Origin of the sequence: Halomonas sp. 707D4 (genome assembly GCF_024158685.1) — a bacterium.
In the GTDB taxonomy this organism is placed as follows: domain Bacteria; phylum Pseudomonadota; class Gammaproteobacteria; order Pseudomonadales; family Halomonadaceae; genus Vreelandella.
Genome location: NZ_JAMZBD010000722.1, coordinates 1 through 1,123, shown reverse-complemented (window position 1 = coordinate 1,123; position 1,123 = coordinate 1). Strand labels below are relative to the sequence as shown.

Below are 1,123 nucleotides of genomic sequence, written 5' to 3'. Positions count from 1 at the left end.
TCCATGGCCCGGGCGGAGCGGCGCACGCTGCGCGGCAGCCAGTCGCGGGTGCGCAGTTCGTCGACCATCGCGCCGCGAATGCGCTGGCTGGCGAAGGTGGCGAAGCTCGCGCCCTGGGCGGCATCGAAGCGCCCGAGCGCCTCCAGAAGCCCGACCATGCCTGCCTGGATCAGGTCGTCGAGTTCGATGCTGGCCGGCAAGCGCACCTGAAGGGCCAGCGCCTGGCGCCTGACCAACGGCATGTACTGGCTGACCAGCTCGCTGTGTTGAATCCTGCCTTGTGCTGTATACATCCTCGTGCCTCGTGGCTATACACTGGTCACTGGTAGTTCACGATCACCTGCAGCCCCTGCACCCGGGTCGGGCGCTGCCCCGGCGCCAGCGCGAAGCGAAACTCGAGCGGCGCGTCGGCGGCGAGCCCGGTGAGCCCCGTGAGGCTTCCGCGCTGCCCGCTCAGCGCCACGCAGCGCTCGGGGTGGCAGAGCCAGGCGCGCAGCGGCGCCCCGGGGGGCGCCTCGAAACGCCACTGGACGCGCTCGATGCGCCCTCCGGCCAGCGGCGCGGCCGGCGGCGCAAGCGTCTGGCTTCGGGTCGCGCGATCGCTCATGGCGACCATCACGCCAGTCGCCTCGCGGCTCCAGCTACCGGTACCGCCGAGCGCGGGCAGCGCTCCCCCCATCCAGATGATACCCGCCAGGGCGAACATTCCCAGGCGCTTCAAGCTCGTACCGGTCATCGATGGCCTCTCGTCATGCGCTCAGCGCGCCAGCAGCAGCAGGTCGATATCAAGATAGCTTGCCGCCGCGCGCTGCAGGTTGTCGAGCAGTCCCTGGCGCGGCAGGCGCGGTTCATGGAGCGCCAGCAGCCGGCGCGGGCCGCCGTGCTCCTTGAGCTGGCGCAGCGTGCGGTACATGGCGGCGAAGGCATCGGCATCGCTTTGCACCCACAGTGCCCAGCGCGTGTAGCGCCGGCCAAGCGTGGCGAGATCCGCATCGACGCGCACCGGCAAGATCTCCCAGCTTTCCGGGGTGGCCGCCCAGCGGCGCTCGAGCGCCGCCCATTCGCCGAGCCGCGTGCGCACCGGCGCGACGCTGTGCGAGGGCAGCCCGACCACCACCAAGGG

Annotated in this window: 2 protein-coding genes and 1 pseudogene; all 3 read right to left on the bottom strand. The window is 71.3% G+C overall.

What is annotated here, in order from left to right:
• The coding region (locus BIS11_RS18220) for a sigma-70 family RNA polymerase sigma factor (RefSeq protein WP_253586811.1) at window positions 1-293 on the bottom strand (293 nt) is incomplete at its 3' end.
• A 26-nt stretch (window positions 294-319) separates the two neighbouring features.
• Window positions 320-736, bottom strand: a complete 417-nt coding sequence (locus BIS11_RS18215) for a flagellar protein FlhE (RefSeq protein WP_253423288.1) — start codon at window positions 734-736, stop codon at window positions 320-322.
• Between the two features lie 21 nt (window positions 737-757).
• Window positions 758-1,123: pseudogene (locus BIS11_RS18210) on the bottom strand (hypothetical protein); the annotation flags it as partial.